Source organism: Mariprofundus erugo, from assembly GCF_005818865.1.
Taxonomy (GTDB): Bacteria; Pseudomonadota; Zetaproteobacteria; order Mariprofundales; family Mariprofundaceae; genus Mariprofundus; species Mariprofundus erugo.
In genome coordinates, this window is sequence record NZ_VBRY01000009.1 from 53289 (window position 1) to 68389 (window position 15101).

At 46.3% G+C, this 15101-nt stretch carries 16 protein-coding genes; 3 read left to right on the forward strand and 13 right to left on the reverse strand.

Annotated elements, in window-relative coordinates; translation table 11 throughout:
* Window positions 1-223: 223 nt before the first annotated feature.
* From FEF65_RS10000 to FEF65_RS10010, 3 genes are read right to left on the reverse strand one after another with little or no spacing between them, the layout of a single operon-like run.
* Window positions 224-598, reverse strand: coding sequence for a hypothetical protein (locus tag FEF65_RS10000; protein WP_138239671.1), 375 nt, complete (start codon window positions 596-598; stop codon window positions 224-226).
* Window positions 598-924: a hypothetical protein gene (locus FEF65_RS10005; RefSeq protein WP_138239672.1), complete on the reverse strand. Its 327-nt coding sequence runs from the start codon at window positions 922-924 to the stop codon at window positions 598-600. The genes FEF65_RS10000 and FEF65_RS10005 overlap by 1 nt, the downstream gene beginning before the upstream one ends.
* Before the next feature lie 30 nt (window positions 925-954).
* A complete protein-coding gene (locus FEF65_RS10010) occupies window positions 955-2718 on the reverse strand; it encodes a tetratricopeptide repeat-containing serine protease family protein (RefSeq protein ID WP_138239673.1) in 1764 nt (587 codons plus the stop codon).
* 386 nt (window positions 2719-3104) lie between these two features.
* Here FEF65_RS10010 and FEF65_RS10015 point away from each other — a divergent pair, with 386 nt between their 5' ends.
* The 3 genes from FEF65_RS10015 to FEF65_RS10025 all read left to right on the forward strand — a co-directional run bounded on the left by FEF65_RS10015 (window position 3105) and on the right by FEF65_RS10025 (window position 5426).
* The gene (locus tag FEF65_RS10015) at window positions 3105-3584 is read left to right on the forward strand and encodes a hypothetical protein (protein WP_138239674.1); all 480 of its coding nucleotides are present in this window, start codon (window positions 3105-3107) and stop codon (window positions 3582-3584) included.
* Between the two features lie 250 nt (window positions 3585-3834).
* The gene (locus tag FEF65_RS10020; protein ID WP_138239675.1) at window positions 3835-4707 is read left to right on the forward strand and encodes a type II toxin-antitoxin system death-on-curing family toxin; all 873 of its coding nucleotides are present in this window, start codon (window positions 3835-3837) and stop codon (window positions 4705-4707) included.
* A 140-nt stretch (window positions 4708-4847) separates the two neighbouring features.
* A complete protein-coding gene (locus FEF65_RS10025) occupies window positions 4848-5426 on the forward strand; it encodes a hypothetical protein (protein WP_138239676.1) in 579 nt (192 codons plus the stop codon).
* 155 nt (window positions 5427-5581) lie between these two features.
* On the opposite strand, the gene FEF65_RS10030 is transcribed toward FEF65_RS10025, so the two are convergent.
* From FEF65_RS10030 to FEF65_RS10075, 10 genes are all read right to left on the reverse strand, one after another.
* Window positions 5582-6127 (reverse strand): hypothetical protein, encoded by a 546-nt coding sequence (locus FEF65_RS10030; protein ID WP_138239677.1) that lies wholly within the window; start codon window positions 6125-6127, stop codon window positions 5582-5584.
* Window positions 6117-6746, reverse strand: a complete 630-nt coding sequence (locus FEF65_RS10035) for a hypothetical protein (protein ID WP_138239678.1) — start codon at window positions 6744-6746, stop codon at window positions 6117-6119. Before FEF65_RS10035 ends, FEF65_RS10030 begins: the two co-directional genes overlap by 11 nt.
* Window positions 6747-6938: 192 nt before the next feature.
* Entirely contained in the window at window positions 6939-7706 is a 768-nt protein-coding gene (locus FEF65_RS10040; RefSeq protein WP_138239679.1) for a hypothetical protein, read from the reverse strand.
* Window positions 7699-10089 carry an EcoAI/FtnUII family type I restriction enzme subunit R gene (hsdR, locus tag FEF65_RS10045; RefSeq protein ID WP_138239680.1) on the reverse strand — a complete coding sequence of 797 codons (2391 nt, stop codon included), beginning with the start codon at window positions 10087-10089 and terminating at the stop codon, window positions 7699-7701. The genes FEF65_RS10040 and hsdR overlap by 8 nt, the downstream gene beginning before the upstream one ends.
* 7 nt (window positions 10090-10096) lie before the next feature.
* Window positions 10097-11293, reverse strand: coding sequence for a restriction endonuclease subunit S (locus FEF65_RS10050; protein WP_138239681.1), 1197 nt, complete (start codon window positions 11291-11293; stop codon window positions 10097-10099).
* On the reverse strand, window positions 11290-12744 hold the full coding sequence (locus FEF65_RS10055; RefSeq protein WP_138239682.1) for a class I SAM-dependent DNA methyltransferase: 1455 nt from the start codon (window positions 12742-12744) through the stop codon (window positions 11290-11292). Before FEF65_RS10055 ends, FEF65_RS10050 begins: the two co-directional genes overlap by 4 nt.
* 99 nt (window positions 12745-12843) lie before the next feature.
* Window positions 12844-13116 (reverse strand): HGGxSTG domain-containing protein, encoded by a 273-nt coding sequence (locus FEF65_RS13805; protein ID WP_420813980.1) that lies wholly within the window; start codon window positions 13114-13116, stop codon window positions 12844-12846.
* On the reverse strand, window positions 13076-13630 hold the full coding sequence (locus FEF65_RS10065; protein ID WP_138239683.1) for a hypothetical protein: 555 nt from the start codon (window positions 13628-13630) through the stop codon (window positions 13076-13078). The genes FEF65_RS13805 and FEF65_RS10065 overlap by 41 nt, the downstream gene beginning before the upstream one ends.
* Window positions 13631-14339: 709 nt before the next feature.
* Window positions 14340-14465, reverse strand: coding sequence for a hypothetical protein (locus tag FEF65_RS13745; protein WP_274595451.1), 126 nt, complete (start codon window positions 14463-14465; stop codon window positions 14340-14342).
* 337 nt (window positions 14466-14802) lie between these two features.
* Window positions 14803-15009, reverse strand: coding sequence for a helix-turn-helix transcriptional regulator (locus FEF65_RS10075; RefSeq protein ID WP_138239684.1), 207 nt, complete (start codon window positions 15007-15009; stop codon window positions 14803-14805).
* Window positions 15010-15101 lie beyond the last annotated feature (92 nt).

Below are 15101 nucleotides of genomic sequence, written 5' to 3' on the forward strand. Positions count from 1 at the left end.
TCCCCTTATTGCATACATCCATCAGCCGCATAAAAAAGGGCGGCCCTTGCGGACCGCCCTTTTGCGAACACCAGTATACATGCAACTGATGTAAATCTGCCCGGGCAGATTACATCATACCGCCCAAATTATATGTATATAAATAATTTATATGAACAAAATAACACCACATATAAATAAGAACCATTTATTATACCATCACTATTCGGATAAGCAGGCAGAATTATGCGCCTCCACCTTCTTTGTTATTCTGCAGCATCTCTTCATGCTTGCGCCTCTCAATCAACGTGTCGAAACGCTTTTCAAAAATGACTTGAGCACGATCTACTGTCAGAACCTTTCGCTTCACTAGTTCGCAGAGTCCTATCCGAAGTGAAAACAACTCTGTCACCACATCATCATTGGAATTCTTAGCGAGCATTCCGGCCCACGTAGCGTTTGTTTCAGGATCTAGACAGTAGTTGGTTTCCTCTCCCCCATAGATCATTGCAGGGATAGCGCAAAGTGTCAGAGCCAACACATAAGCCTTTTTAGCCATCATCAGGCCAAACTTAGGGATAACACTGGTGATGATGTGCTGATCGTAGTGCTCATCCATCAGCTGTGAGATAGCCCTTTCCAACATCTCGCAATCGATGCCCTTGGCTGCATAGATATTTGCAGCCAAGCCATCTGACTTCTCAGAACCAATGTGTTCGGCCTTGATCTCTGTTCAAGCTGGCCAACCTGATTACGGATCGTCATCACCAAACTATCGACAGTTGATCTATTTATTAGCGGATATGGCTCGGCGGCATCGATTTCGGCCACATCACCGGGGATCTTTCCTCTTTCCACAGCAACGGCACACTCTGCCTCTTCACGTGGAATGCCAGAATGCAGCATCAAATCAGAAACACGTTTGTAATCATCCGGCAGTGCCATGGATATCCCCCCACCAACAACATCTGGAGCTTATTCTGCAATCACGATCATTACAGAGTCTTTTACCTCGTCAGCAATATCTGCCAATGATGCAGATTCCTTTGTGGAAACAGTCGAACTACTTATTCCTGTCGGCACAGATGACAGCAGTGCCGACAGGTAATGTGACTTTACCGCATAATTCACATTTTCAGTGAGGTCGCCGGTGGCCGTATACATCTTCCCCGCACTTAACTTTGCAGTAACAATACCAACCACTTCCCCATTCATGTTAATTAGCGGGCCTCCACTATTACCAGCTTGAAGAGGAACACTGATTTGATAAACCCGAGGATCATCCTTCAAACCGCTTAACGCACTAATCGTTCCATCAGTTAACTTTGGTTTTGCCCCCATAGTAGTTGGATGGGGATAGCCTATGGTAAATACCCTTTCTCCAATACGGGCCGGCAAATGCGCCAGAGAAAGTGCCAGGTGCATTTTGGAATTATCAGACACCTTCAAGATAGCCAAATCATTGACTCCATCCTTGATGGCAACAACTGCAGGCACCTCAGTTCCATCGCTCATAATCAAAGTTATTTTGCTATGGCCATCTATCACATGATTATTCGTGACTACGTAAGACCCGCTGACATGCCAGCCAGTTCCAAAGGAAACTGAGTTCGCTATCTTTTCCCGTTCAGCAGATGCAACACTAGAACTGCACGTTTTTTCAATAAGCCGTGAAAAGCCCGAATCAGGCTTAGGTGTTTCGAAATTGATTTTATCAATCTCTACCGAGCTTGCACCATCTTCTGAATATGTACTGCCAGACAGAATTGCAAAGGAGAACTCATCGCACCTTACAAGCGCTGTCATTACATATTTTTGTTTAAGGTTAATTCGTTCCTGAACTGTAATCCAAGCCAACACACCTCGTGATGTATTCTTTACCTTGGTTGAGTCGAAATAGCTAAAGTTTTCTTTAGACGAGTGTATTATATATTTTTCTGGGTGATCAATATTCCAATCACTTATATCTTCAGGTGCAAGTGTCGCAATGAATAAAAGAGGTTCTTCGGCTTTTTCGTAACCCGCCTTCAATGCCATTGTCAGCCATTTCCTAGCCTCAATAAAATTGAACTGCATTTCAGGTTGCAAATACACTCTTCCAAGAGTGTATTGAGCCTCAACATGATTGTTTTCAGCAGCTTTCTGAAGCCATATCACAGCTTGGGCATAGTCCTTGGTAACGCCCTCGCCCTTTAGGTACATCACCCCAAGCTTAAATTGTGCATCAGAATCATTCTGCTCAGCAGCCTTCCGATACCATTTAGTTGCTTCGAAATAGTCTTGCTTGACCCCATTTCCCTTTGCATAGCCCTCAGCCAAATTATATTGGGCTGGGGCCAAACCTTGTTCAGCAGCCATTCTAGCCCATTTGATAGCTTCTTTTGAATTTTTGTACTGCCATTTTTCTATAGAGTAAATACCTGATAGGTTCAATTGCGCCCACGCATTTCCTTGAAGAGCCGACTTGCGATACCACGAGAGTGCTTCAGAGTAGTTTGTCTCCACGCCTTGCCCAAAATTGTACATTACGCCAAGTATAAGTTGGGAGTCCGCATCGCCTGAGTCAGCCAATGCCCTACAGATAACATGAGCTTCTTGGTATTTTTTTTCAGCAAATAACTTCTGGCATTCTGTCACATCATTGGTTCTGTCCGAGGAGCTCTTTTCAAAAGCTAGAACGTCGAACAAGGGGCAGAGAAACGCGACTAACATCACCAGTCCACAACACCATAGTTTCATCCCACCCTCCTTTGGATTTTGATGGCTGAATCACAAGAACCGCCACACAAACTCAATCGTCGTAGAGTCAGCCTCCTGTTTTTAAGGCTCATCAAAGTATAGCAGACAACATTTAAATGATCAGAATTTCTATCTAGTGCCCTTGGCACCTAACTCCCCCACAGTGGATTAGTTGAGCGTCAGGCCCCCATTGTATAGCCCGGCGCTCGGCTGTGATTATAGCAGAAATCTGAAGGGTTGCTTGAGACCGCGGCCACAACCGGACACTCATATGTGTCTAAGAAGCCGGTAGGCATTCACTTTGGCCCAATTGCTGCTCTTGGAAAAACAAGACACTGAAATTTGTCTATAATGGTGGTAAAATCTGGAGGAACCTACAGTTCAACATGAGTATTATTTTGAAAATCCCTGATATGGATGACAATAAATTATTGGTTCTATTTCACAATGCTTTGCGCAAAAAGGAACAGGGTGACTCCAGAGCTGAAAGTGTTCTTGATGCAGTTCAGTCTGAATGGAAATTAAGATTAGAGCAGGCAAAGCTTGGGAAATATAAAGCCACAATGCCCGAAGAAGGAATGCTTAAAACATTCGGCTATTGTGTAGGTAGCAGTGGCGTCGTCGATTCAGCCGTAAGGCAAAAGTTGCTAGTCGTAATTTTTAAGTCTGATCTGCCTGTGGTTGGATCACCAGCATACACTCTTGAATGGGGCGAAAAGTTATCAAAAGAAAGAATGAACAAGATGCGTAAAACACTAATAGGGTTTATTGCCAACAATCGGTATCCGACTCAGGCACTTGCACGTGAACATTGGAAAGAAGACCTCGAGTTTATTGAAAAAGCGCTCCCTCCATTACTACAGTGATGCAAATATAACTTGTGAATCACCACCGACCTTCTTCTATGTCTTGTTTTGGCTGTATTAATCCGGCCGCCAGGGACAGGAAACGGCCAAAAACGGTCATTCGCTTGAGTTCTGCGTAGGGCACAAATTACGCAAGTTTTCTCTTCGTTGGTTCAAGTGCAATTCTCAATTCCTACTCTATAATCATTCACTCAGGGAGTAGCAGGGCTTATATTCATAGGCCCATGTTACAGGAGCGAGGAATGAATAAATGGAAAGTATTGATCCGGTTCTTTTCAAGCAGTTCGAAAGGGAAAGAGCATCTCTACCAGAAGATTCATTGTTTCTAGGTGAGTCCATTAATATCACTGATGTGCTGAAAGCGTACTATCTTATAGTTGATTACTTTTTGGCCACTGGTGAGGGAGAAGCTGTGCTTGCTGGTTTGAAAGATGGAGGGCTTTTATGTTCCGCCCTTGGACGGCAAAACGTATCTTTTGGAGGCAAGAAAAAATGGAAGGACTCATTAGATATTGGAGCATCCCTATTCTATGGCATGGTGAAAAACCATGCATTTCATGATGGAAACAAGCGAGTTTCACTACTAATACTGCTTTACCATTTATGGAAAGCTGGTCGAATACCAACCTGCAAGAAAAAAGAGCTTGAGCAATTAACAGTTAGGGTGGCAGCTAATGAACTGGCCAGTTATGGAAGGCAATATTTAGTTTTTTCTCGCACAGAAGACCCTGAAGTAAAGTTTATTTCTGACTTTGTTAAACGAAATACTCGGAGAATTGATAAAAATTACTACCCCCTGACCTACAGAGAATTTAATGCCAGGTTGTCCACTTATGACTGTAAGCTAGATGACCCTTCTGGCGGGTTCATTTCGGTTTACAAACAAGTAGTTAAAACACGGTTCCTGAGACCGTCGATTACTGAATGGAAGAAGGTGTATCACATCGGGTTTTCCGGATGGACAAAGCAAATTAGACTTAAAGCAGTAAAGGAAACTCTTAAGAGCCTTGAGCTTACCGCAGACAAAGGAATTGATAGCACTGTTTTTTTCAAAGGCGGAGAGCCATTGTCATACTTGATTGAGGAGTTTGAACAGCCCCTAATGCGATTGAAAGACAAGTAGAGCTAAGCATTGAAGATTGAATGGCCGTTGTTGGCCGACTGCTGCCGATCACGACAGGAGACTCACGGCCAGAAGTGGACGCTCAGAGGTATCTAGGAATATGCTGGCGATTCATTATAGATAACCTTAGGGAGGTGATTGTGAGCGTAGATTCGGGCAAAGTGGCAAAAGACAAAGATGAGTTGCTTCAGGTGCCTTCTAAACTTATTTCGCTCATGCGGGAATCCTTCCTGAAGATTAGCAAGGAAATGGAGACACTATCTCGATGGGCTTTGGTTGGGTCTGCTGCTTCTATTGGGCTTGTAATCTCGAATAGCCATTCAATTGGCCAAAATTTTGGGGGCAATCCATCTACGCTGCTTACATTCTTGTTGCTTTCTTCAGTTGCTGGAATTGTCTCAATTGGACACGCTAAGTTGAATAACCTTCGTATTGAGATGCACAGCCATATCGATTTGGTTGCTAATCAGCTACATGAAGAACACCAGTTGGAGTTTGAAACAAAACATGATGAAGTAATGAATGAGCTGAATGCGCGGATGGATAAAATTATTCCTAAACGAACTCGACAGCTTTTGGAATGGCCAGAGTTATCTGAGGATGAAAAGAGCGATGGCGAAACCCAAAGCGTATTAATGCGGATAGGCTACCAAGCATTGGCTTTAGTTGTTCAAATTATGCTATTAATGATATTAACTGTGGTCGTGATTTTTAGTTAGCTAAACGCCTCCATTTCCGTGTAATTTACTTTACATTTCTTTCGCAGGTGGACTACCCCTGAACTGATAGGCACAAATAAGTTCTAATTATGTATGTCCTATTTTGGCCGTTATTGCTCCCTGGCGATTGGAAGGAGTCGGCCAAAAAGCGATACTCAAAATCCCCAATGAGGGTGTGAGTTCTGTTTCCTTTCATACACTTTCTTAACGTTAAATAACCAGAGATTGTATTGGGCAAAATAGGGCTGTTCTATATTTGGGGAAATATTAAATTCGGCCACATCGTATCCAGAAGTGCTTTTCATTTTCTCAAACGATTGCCATTCAGTGTTCGAGCCATCGGTAATAATTATTCCTCCATGTTTGGGGAACCTACTTAGCACATCTAGTAGCTTTCGATTTGGATCAAGTAAGCCTGTTCCACTTCCACCTTCACCTTCACCATCTCTTCGATAAAAGAACACATCGATTCTAGAAATTTTCTCTAGCGCTATTGTAACATCTTCAATAACCAATTCAGCTTGTGAGAGCATCTCTGGGTTATGCCTACAAGCTTTGCGCCACTCAGCTTCAAGCCAATTCAAGCCGCAAAAATCGGCGCTGTCACAAAAGGTGATGTGGTCAGCGATCTCTTTTAGCAATTGATATGGCTCTGAGAAATCATTCGCACAACAGGGGTAAAACGCTGACTTATGCTGCATTATCGAGATCCGAAAATGTCATAGATGGTATTTCAATGACTGAAATAAACTCTATCCAGTATCTTAGAAACTTAACAAAATCGCTCACGGAAACGACGACCAACTGATAATCGGCATCATCTGCGTCGTGTTCTTTACTATAAAATACAATCTGATCAATCGGGTCACCCAGGACGGATATGTTTCCGTGCGCAAGAGCATTTCTTAGTACCCTCAACACACAAGAGGAGGTTTTTGCTTTCGTCATAGATGCAGCACTTAAGGCCCATCCATCTACGTCAGAATCCTTTTTTAATCCCTTCCTAAACTTCCAAGACCCTGTTGCTTGCTCAGGCCATACTTCACTTCCAATAAAGCAGGAACCCTTCAGTCTTTCGAGTTTGCAAACAGATTCACTGAACTGAACTGAGTCGCCTGATCTATGCCGCTTCTGAAGTCGCTCCCATGGAACCACTATGCCAGTCGATGCTAACGACAATATGTAGGTTACGTTGTGCTTCCTGATATTGGCCAGCCCCTTGGGAAGTTGCACTCTTTGACTTTCAATCGCATCTAGAGCATCTAGCAATGCCAAACAACGTGTTGGATAATCTCGAATATAATCTTTATATGCAGACATAAGCGTTCCCCTTTGCCGGATTATAGCATGGTAAATTATAAAGATTGTCCTTGAATGGTCGCACTTTGCCGCTTTCTTCCGGTCGCATAGTTATCCTGACCACCGGCTGTTTTAGATCCATGATGGGTGACCTGCTTACGTCATTTCCGTAGCTGGTTTGCATAATGCGCGGCATACGCAGAATGCTCCAGGTTAACCTTTTTGGATACTTGGAGGTTGTATCAAGTCGACACCGGCACTTTTGGCTTTCCTGAAATACTCCTGAGTGAACCTATCACCTTTGAACCAGCCCCCATCATACAACTGGTGGTCGAAGAAATGATCGAACCGAGTGACCCACATCCGAGTAAACTCAAACGGAAACCAGCTATCAATCAATGTTTCTATCCGAAAAGATTCTTCATCGTGTTTATTGTGAACAACATCGTGTCGTTTTTTATTAAGTTGCAGAATTGCATCCCAACTCGATCCAGGATTGAAGTTTGACTCAGGATTAAAATCGAAATCTATCTCAAAACTGGGGAGATGAATGCCTAGCACCCTTGTGAAAGCTTTCTTTACATCGTCTAAGCTTCTAAAGCGGCACACTTGCTTAGTGCTTTCATCAACTACTGACTGCGGAAGCCCTTTCAAATGATAACGATAATATTCCTCAAACTTGGATTGCAGATAATGCTCTAGAGCCGAATGGGTTGAAATAACTATCTGCTCACCAACTTCTTTGAAATAGTCATTTCGCTTTATCTCACTCAGTTCGACATCAGTAAGGCTTGCATTAGAGATGTTCAATCCACAGATCTTTCTCATCGACATAATCGCTTCGACAGTATCTCTTGGAACCTCTTGCCCCCTGATTTGGGCAATCAGGTGAACAGCATACAGATCAAGCGCCCGAACAATATTCAGAATACCTTTCTCGCTTTCAACAAAAGCATCAAAAGCTTCAGATCGACTACTCATACAAATGCTGCTGGAAGCCGAGGAACACATCTCTTGCGCTCTCGATGCCACCTAAAGCATCCAGCCCATCATCAAGTGACTGATACTTCAGGTTGATCAGCTCAGGAAGTCTCGTCTGATCGAGTTCAAAGACACCAGAATCGATGTACTTGAACAGTACGAACTCGATGAACACGCGCTGTTCCAGAGTCAGTGGTTCAAGGATCTTGTGGCTCGAATGAGACACTCGTGTCTCACGGGTGATTGGACTGACGTTGTAAGCAATGTATTCAAGCACATCGAACAGATCGCTGCTCTCGGCATCAATGACTTTCTGAAGCTCTCGCAGCTCAGTCTCTCCATATCCGGCTTCAGACAGCTTATCGAGCAAGCCGCGACGAGTGATCGGGTTCGCCCAGATTGCACGCAGCTCGTCTTCACTATTAAAGTATGATGGCAGTGCGCCATAAAGCTCGTTGATAAACTCTTCTACAGAGATCGGCTTGCCATCTGCGCCCCAGAAAGAAGTCGAAACCATGTGCTGAATCGTGCGTTCTTTGCCGTCACGCAGTTTGATCTTCACCTTACGCTGCTTCTGGCATTTGCATGGCACTTCACCGCAGACAGGACATGGCTCTTTTTCGCAGACACAGCGATACTCACCGCACGCCTCACACACAGACAACTCGCAAACGCATGGGCGCTGCCCACACTTCTCGCAAGCTGGCTTTGCTTCACATGTGCATGGGTTGTTGCCGCATGTTGCGCATACTTCCGGCTCACCATCCCACTCAGGGTCTGCGAAGTGATGATAGGCATCTACGAAGTCGTAGATCGTGAAGTAGTCCTTGCCGTCATAGAGGCGAGTACCGCGTCCGACGATCTGCTTGAACTCAATCATCGAGTTCACCGGGCGCATCAGAATGATGTTGCGAACGTTCCGCGCATCGACGCCCGTAGAAAGCTTCTGTGAGGTCGTCAGAATCGTAGGGATCGTCTTCTCGTTATCCTGGAAGTCGCGCAGATACTGCTCGCCAATTTCGCCATCGTTCGCAGTCACACGCACGCAATAGAAGGGGTCGCTGCTCTGGCAGTGCTGATTGATCAGCTCACGAACAGCAGCGGCATGTTCCTGATTAGCGCAGAAGACAATCGTCTTTTCCTTCTGATTGATCATGCTGAGGAATGTTCTCACGCGATATGCTTCACGCTCTTTGATGACGATGATGCGGTTGAAGTCCGGCTCTTCGTAGACTTTGCCTTCTTCGACTTCGCCTTCAATGATCATGTCATCCGATGTGTAGATGTAGTCATCGAGCGTGGTCTGAATTCGCTTCACCTTGAACGGAGTCAGATAGCCATCGTTGATGCCCTCTTTGAGCGAATAGACATAGACAGGCTCACCGAAGTACTTGTATGTATCGACGTTATCCCTGCGCTTCGGTGTCGCCGTCAGACCAAGCTGAACTGCTGGCGAGAAGTATTCGAGAATGCCGCGCCAGTTACCTTCGTCGTTGGCACCGCCGCGATGACACTCATCAATGATGATCAGGTCGAAATAGTCAGCAGGGTATTCGCCGAAGTAAGGCGTATTGTCTTTGCCGGACATGAACGTCTGAAAGATCGTGAAGAAGATGCTGCCGTTCGTCGGCACTTTGCCACTCTTCGAGATTGCTTTCGGGCTGATACGCACCAGCGCATCTTCAGGAAATGCATTGAACGCATTGAATGCCTGGTTGGCGAGAATGTTTCTGTCTGCGAGGAACAGAATCCTGGGGCGACGAGCGCCGTCACGCTTCAGGTTCCACCGTGTCTGAAAGAGCTTCCACGCGATCTGGAATGATATGAACGTTTTGCCTGTGCCAGTAGCGAGTGTCAGCAGGATGCGCTGCTTGTTCTCTGCAATGGAATCGAGTGCTTTGGCGACTGCGATCTCCTGATAGTAACGAGCGCCTTTCGTGCCGCCGACTGTCTCGAAAGGCACATCATCGAACTTGTCTTTCCAATCATTCTGCTTGCTGAATGTTTTATGCCACAGCTCATCAGGAGTCGGAAACGAAGCGACTTCGCCCTCTTTGCCTGACTCCATCGAGATTTCATAAATCTCTTTGCCGTTAGTGGCGTAGGTGAAGTCGATGCGAAGCTTCTCTGCATACTCTTTTGCCTGCCCGACACCTTCACCGACTTCTTTCTCTGCACTCTTCGCTTCAATGACACCGATCTTACGATTGCGATAGACGAGGATGTAGTCAGCGATCATCGGCTTCGCACGACGAGAGCCTGACTGAATCTTGCCTGCTGTGATGTGGTATTCACGAAGCACACGCGAGCCTTCGACGACACCCCAGCCAGCAGCAGTCAGCTTGGGATCAATGAGTTCTGCTCGGGTTTCGGCTTCGTTCATATCGATCTCAGTTTAATTCGCCGATTAAGGCTTTGTTGAGAATGGATTTCTTTAGTTCATCGAGGGCAGCGAGCTTTTGCTCGTATACGTCTGAAATCTTCTGACTCTCTTCTATCAAAGCATCTAGTTCTGAAACGATTCTTTTCTGATCTGAGAGTGGCGGAAATGGAAACCTTTGTTTCTCAAAAGTGCCTAGATTTATGTTGTCTTGGGCACTGCCTTTGCCTTGCGCTTGGAGTTCAGCTTTGAAAAAAGTCAGCAAATACTGAACATAGTGAACGTCAGCCTTTGTGTGATCTGGAACAAATCCAATGACGCTATCTGGGAAACATGCATCAAAGCCTAAAATGGCTGTCTCAGCTATATTCGCAGCAATCGTGATACACAGCGTTCCTTCAAGCCATAGCTTACTCTGAGAAAGCCCCACTTCATTGTATGTTTGAGTAAACTCGGTAATTAGATGCGTTGCATTTCTAATGTCACCTGTTTGAATGAAGGGGTATTCACCTCCATAGAGTTTTGGGTCATTTCTTGGGCGGTGTTTGGATTTCCCTCTACCAAAATCTACAGCAACATCTTTTAATGTGTGATAAGGATAGTGGGTAGTTTTCTTGAAAATCGAATTCAAATAGCTCTCAAACACCTCGCGAGCATTCGCAAGATTCTTCTCGGCATTCGCAGTCGCGGTCGCAATCCCTTCAAACGCTTCATCGAGAATCGCCACGATGCGGCGCTGTTCTTCGAGGGGAGGGTATGAAAAGTCAATGTCTAGAATGTCTTTTGTTGATACGTTTTGTTGCGCAGCACCATGCCCTCTTGCCGTCAAATCATCACGAAACTTAGCTGAAAGAAGGAACATCAATAGAAACTGCTGCGTTACATTCTTCTCAGAAGCTAAGCGAATCCTTGCCACTCGTTGATTAAGAGCTGCTGGAAGGTGATCGTTTTGTACAACACCAATTCGCCCAACATTCCCAGTCAATGATACTAAAATATCATTTTCATGTAGCTCAAACCTTTTAAGGGAGCCGTCTTCAGGTAACTGGATAAATTTGGGGTCGCTCTTTGAGATATAACCGTCTTGGACATTTCCAATGCGCATCACGAAATGACCTGTCGTTGAATAGTCCTTACTCTTGAACGCAAAACCATTCTGAACTTCGATAATATCGGCAAGTTTTTGTGTCTGCCACCCAGCCTTCATAGCAGCGCCCGAATCCTTGCCAACACTTGTGCACTCTCTGCATCCAGTTCAGCAATCTCATCCAGAATCTCTGCTGGCTCACGATGCTCGATCACTTCGTTGCGATTCGGGTTCTTCACAGAGAGATCGAACGTGGTCGTATCCACATCAGCAATATCGACAGACCATGAGTTATCGGAGTCCGCTTTCGTTTTCTGTAGCGCAACGAACTCAGCCAGATCATTCTCATTCAACGGGTTCGTTTTGCCGAGATTTCGATCCAGATTGAGCTGATAGTACCAGACCTTCTTCGTCGAAGTTCCCTTGTCGAAGAACAGTACGACAGTCTTCACGCCTGCACCTGTGAACGTGCCACCGGGCATGTCGAGAATCGTGTGCAGATTGCAGCTCTCAAGCAGATGCTTGCGCAAGCTCACCGAGGCATTGTCCGAGTTCGACAGGAAGGTGTTCTTGATGACGATGCCTGCCTTGCCGCCAGCCTTTAGAATCTTGATGAAATGCTGCAAGAAGAGAAACGCAGTTTCGCCCGATTTGATCGGGAAGTTTTGCTGAACCTCGGCGCGCTCTTTGCCGCCGAATGGTGGATTCGCAAGCACTACGTCATAGCGATCCTTTTCCTGAATGTCGGCGATGTTCTCAGCAAGCGTATTCGTATGAATGATGTTCGGCGCTTCAATGCCATGAAGAATCATGTTCATGATGCCGATGATGTAGGCGAGCCCCTTCTTCTCTTTGCCATAGAAGGTTCTCTTCTGAAGCGCCTCGACATCCTGAACGGATAGCTCACGACTGTTACGCATGTAGTCGAATGCTTCGACCAGGAAGCCTGCTGAACCTGCTGCACCATCATAGACACGCTGCCCGATCTCAGGCTGTAGAACTTTGACGATTGTGCGAATCAACGGGCGCGGCGTGTAGTATTCACCGCCATTGCGTCCGGCATTGCCCATATTCTTGATCTTGTCTTCGTAGAGATGCGACATCTCGTGCTTCTCTTTCTTCGTGCGGAAGCGAAGCCCATCGATGATGTTCAGCACTTCGCGCAGATTGTAGCCACTCTGCACCTTGTTCTTCAGCTCACTGAAGATTTCACCGATCTTGTATTCAATCGTGTCAGGGCTAGCCGCTTCAATCTTGAATCGCTTCAGATATGGGAACAGTTCGTTATCGACAAACTCTTTCAGATCATCGCCTGTCATTGCTGTGTGATGATCGATTTTGCCGTCAGCACTCTTCGGCACTGCCCAGACATGCCACTTGTACTGCTCTTCGATGATCGGTGTATATGTTTGCCCTGAGAGTAGAGCTGCGTTCTGCCTGTCACGCTCAAAGTCTTCGAGATATTTCAGGAACAGAATCCACGATGTCTGCTCGACATAATCAAGCTCACTGCCGCAGCCCGCGTCCTTATGAAGTATGTCATCTACGTTCTTGAAGGCTTGAATAAACACTGGATTCCCTTTCCCTCGAATTATCCACTAAGTATGGCACAACTCTGACATCATGCCAGAATGAGCCTCGACCTCCTTGCTCTTAGTCGCCCATGAAGATCATTTCAGCATAGCGTTCAACTCTTTCACCTCCTTGATAAGCTGGCGCGCTTCCTCGCGTATTTCCTTAGCTTCTTTCGTCCATAACCAGCTTGTTACAGGTCGGCCCGTTGATTTACCTCCATGTAGACGACATCGCCCATTTGCCATTGCCGGCTGCCGGCATGGTTTGCCGGTAGTTCTGGCATGCGCTCCACATGGCTTTAGTCCATTCATTCCACCAACATGGGGTTTACTCGTTTTCTTCATTTGCCCTACCCCTATGGTGAACATCTCCGACGATCGCCTGGCCTCCGTTTTCAACCTGGATATGCTGATGTTCAACCGTGATCTTCTGCTTACCTTTGCTTCTATGCTTATCAAGGGTAGCCACGGCATTTGCGTACGCGTTCATCAAACGCGTGGCATGCCTCATATTCATATCGCGCCCTTCGAATGTTTGCTCTGAATGCATGACTCGACATGCACATTCCATTGCCATGTTGTGCAGAGCAATCATCTGCGAAAACAGCATCCCTTCCACCTGATCATTCGGGGCAAGTTGCATTAATGTACGCTGAGCTATCTCTGTCCGATCATGATCTTGTCCATTTACAGCGAACTGAGCTGATGCCTTTGCCACTTGAACAATCATCACCTCTGAGACAACCCTGAAGGGTGATCCAGTCATTTTTTCATATCCTTCGTGCATTGCATCATCGCTCTGCTTACAAACTGCATTTTCAGCGGATGATCTTACTGTGAGCCCCTCTGCTTTCTTTGAACGTATATCATTTCTCTTTGCCATGAATACTCCGCCTCCTTATTTCATTTAAGAGCTCCAGTGATCTGAACCTGTTGAGGAAATCTTTACTAGATGGGTTCCGGGGGCCGAAGCCCCCGGCCTTGCGTATCTGCAAGGGTAATGAGAGCCGAATTTTCCGGCTCATATTGCGCGACTTTTTTGCCACGCAAACTCCGCAAGCCCTTTTGCCACAAGGGCTGCACTGATGGGGCACTTGGTGGTGGTGCTGGTAAAGGTAGTAGTATTGGTTATCGGTAATAGGTATAGAGATAAGGTTTGCTTGAATTTGATTCATATCAGGCCACCCGCTCCAGTAGTCTGTCCACAACTGAGTAATGAAGTATACCTGTCCGCTCTTCTCCTTTTTCATTCGCTGACACAGTCCGAACCAGCACTTTGAAGATCGCTCCTCTGAATACTTTTGTAGATAGCCGATCTTTCCTCGCCGGTCGCTGATTCCAGTTGGCAATCAGCCAACATTCGAAGAATTTAGATCGAATGCCTGGCTTCGAGGGGAGACTGCAAGCCATGTATAGCTCGACTCCACAAGAGGTAGAAGGCGGCACAATAACGCCATGAAAATAAGCCTTTCGCACATTCATGAATTTGCTGTTTACCTCTACCTTGGTGACTTGCCACATATAGTTCCCCGGCTCGATGAGATCTGGCACTCCGTGGCCGACAATGAAGTCCCTAGGCTGCTGCTTCCGGCTCATTGCCCCACCTCTCTTGCATAGTGCATCGCTTTGTCTTTCGTCAGGAAGCTGGCGATCAACTGGCCATCTGCGATAACCAGCCAGCCGCCAAAGCGGTTTGGCAATATCTGTAGGCCGATCATTGGAGAAGCTCCCGCGCCAATTCGCGCTGGTCCGCTTCGAGCCAATATCTCCGACATCGAGTCGGTGCCCCCTGATAACCGGGCACAGTCTCCCACTTGCGTTGAACAACAATTCCATAATCCGTTTGGATTTCGCTTACTGTCGAATGTAGTGATCTGTCATGATGTCGTTGCTGAGCTTCAATGAAGTTCATTGATTCGCCAACCGACAACGCCAAAAGTATTCTGTGCAATTTGCACATTGGCCTGCCAGTATTGGTAATGAGTTTACGCTGACGTGTGGATTCATGAGTGTCGGTTCCCGCCGGCACTTGTCTTTTCTTCTGACTGGCCATGATCATGCCACCTTGCGACGCTCAAGCAGCCAGGCGATCACATCGGCTTCGATCCAGCCTTTTGAGTTCTTGCCCAGTGGGATGCTCTTGGGGAATTCACCTTCTTTTTCGAGCCTCCATATCTGGGTTCGGCTCAGACCAATACGACGGTGAAGCTCCGGGAATCGGATAATGCGCATGGAGTCGTGCGCTGTTTCGGACTGCTGCATAGTTGCCCCTTAGCACATGGTTTCGGCGTGTTTCGGCCTTGTGCTGGGGCGAATTATTGGGCTAGTGGAAAGTTAGAACGAACACCAATTCA